This window comes from Sphingobium sp. Ant17, assembly GCF_000588875.1.
Taxonomy (GTDB): domain Bacteria; phylum Pseudomonadota; class Alphaproteobacteria; order Sphingomonadales; family Sphingomonadaceae; genus Sphingobium.
This window is the reverse complement of the sequence record NZ_JEMV01000177.1, coordinates 1-2050: the sequence shown is the minus strand read 5'-3', so window position 1 is coordinate 2050 and position 2050 is coordinate 1. Positions and strand designations below refer to the sequence as shown.

Below are 2050 nucleotides of genomic sequence, written 5' to 3'. Positions count from 1 at the left end.
CAGCCACTCAATAGCCAGCGCGATCGCCTCGAGAGCCAGGGCATCCCGCTCAGCCTTTCGACGCTTGCCGATCAGATCGGTGCGATCGCTGCCGCTGTGAAGCCGGTTTTTCTGCTGCTCGAAGCGCACACGCTCGGTGCCGGGCGCCTCCACGGCGACGACACCACCGTGCCGCGCCTGGCAAAGTACAAGACCGACATCGCCCGGATGTGGACTTATGTCTGCGATGATGCGCCGTTTGCAGGTGGGCGGGCACCGGCGGCACTGTTCTACTATTCTAGGGACCGCAAGGGCGAGCACAGCCGGGGGCATCTCACTGGCTATCGGGGCATCCTTCAAGCCGACAATTATGCCGGCTATAACGCGCTTTATGACCCCCGGTCGGGCCGAAGGGACGATTACCCACGCTGCCTGTTGGGCCCATGCGAGGCGATACTTCTTCGAACTTGCCGACATCGCCACCCAGCTGAAGCGTAAACCTGGCAAGCGTGTCGTCATCTCGCCACTTGCGATTTGAGGCCGTACAGCGCATCGACCGCATCTTCGCTATCGAGCGCGATATCAACGGCAGTCCTGCCGCCGAACGGCATGCCGTGCGCCAAAATCCTGTCAGCCCCCGCTGGTCGCGGAGCTGGGTGACTGGATGCGTGAACAGCGCGGGCTGCTCTCCTCTAAGGACGCAGTCGGCAAAAAGATGGATTACATGCTCAAACGCATGGCCCGCTTTTACCGCATTCCTCGAAGATGGCCGGATATGTCTCACGAACAACGCCGCCGAACGCGCCCTGAGAGCCATTGCAAGAGGAAGAAAAGCTTGGTTGTTCGTCGGTTCTGACCGTGGCGGTGAGCGCGCCGCAATGATGTACACCCCTCATCGCCACTTGCAAACTCAACGATGTCGATCCCCTCTCTGGCTAACCGACGTGCTCACGCGGATCGCTGACATATCCCAGAACCGCCTCCATGAGTTGCTGCCATGGACCTGGAAACACCTGCGCGAAAAGATCGATACCGCTCAGGCGGCCTGATTTGCCAGCAGCGTAAACCCGATCTCACAGGAATATCGGTAGCGATACTCCTATGAGGTCTTACCTCAAAAATGCTGCGCGCCTGCGGTCCACACCGGATGCGTACGATCCACCGAATGCACGACAAACAGGTGTTTGCCGACACCTGAGCGGGGCTGTCGGCGCTTAGCGTATATCTGGGTCCGTTCTATGTACTGACCCCGAATATATCCTGCGGCGGGAAAATATCATTGCGCTGGGTAACAGTGGCACGGGCAAAACCCATGTGGCGCTCGCCCTGGGACTGGCGGCCTGCCAGAAAGGCTTCACCGTCGCGTTCACGACCGCTGCCGCTCTGGTCAACCAGTTGATGGAGGCAAGAGACGAAAAGCGGCTGCTCAAAATGCAGCGCGAGCTGGCGGCGGTGAAGCTGCTCATCGTCGATGAACTGGGCTATGTGCCGCTCTCCCCCACGGGCGCCGAACTGCTGTTCGAGACATTCTCGCAGCGCTATGAGCGTGGATCGACGATCGTCACATCCAACCTGCCGTTCGAGGACTGGACGCAGGTCCTGGGATCCGAGCGGCTCACCGGCGCGCTGCTCGATCGGCTCACGCACCACGTCAGCATCCTGGCCATGAACGGCGATAGCTACCGCCTTAAGCAGTCCGCCCGCCGCCGTGCTGCCGGGGCGGAGCAAAACCAGGCCACTCCGGTCGTCGACCCGGACACTGGCGAGATCACCGCCACCTGATCAATGACGAAAACGATATGAAGAGGCCCCGATCGGGGCCTCTTCATATCGTCAGGCCCGCATCAACAGTGGCCTGCTTTTACTCCGCCCCGGTGGCCTGGAATCTGACCGCCGTTGACAATACAGCGTAAGCGCCAAAACATCTCTTTCAGCTGCACGGTGTGAATGCAGCGGAACAGCCTGCGTGGCGACAACTACGATTGGCCGGTTGAGCGGCAACTATGATGGCCGGTAGGATCGGTTGTCTGGTCCGCTCTCCGGTCGGGGCTACGCCCCTCCCTACGATCAG

At 60.6% G+C, this 2050-nt stretch carries 2 protein-coding genes and 2 pseudogenes; all 4 read left to right on the top strand.

Translation table 11 applies throughout. The features are described from left to right. Positions 1-42: 42 nt before the first annotated feature. Positions 43-387 (top strand): annotated as a pseudogene (locus tag BF95_RS31340) (IS66 family transposase); the annotation flags it as partial. Further along, entirely contained in the window at positions 350-517 is a 168-nt protein-coding gene (locus tag BF95_RS31335) for an IS66 family transposase (protein WP_443018437.1), read from the top strand. The pseudogene BF95_RS31340 and the gene BF95_RS31335, both read left to right, overlap by 38 nt. A 31-nt stretch (positions 518-548) precedes the next feature. Beyond that, positions 549-1028 (top strand): IS66 family transposase, encoded by a 480-nt coding sequence (locus tag BF95_RS31330; RefSeq protein WP_443018438.1) that lies wholly within the window; start codon positions 549-551, stop codon positions 1026-1028. A 202-nt stretch (positions 1029-1230) separates the two neighbouring features. Beyond that, a pseudogene (gene istB / locus BF95_RS25185) lies at positions 1231-1761 on the top strand (IS21-like element helper ATPase IstB); the annotation flags it as partial. Positions 1762-2050: the final 289 nt, after the last annotated feature.

What these genes read in the sequence shown, in the direction of transcription:
- BF95_RS31335 (WP_443018437.1), top strand. Translation starts at nt 350, where the DNA reads ATGCCGGCTATAACGCGCTTTATGACCCCCGGTCGGGCCGAAGGGACG.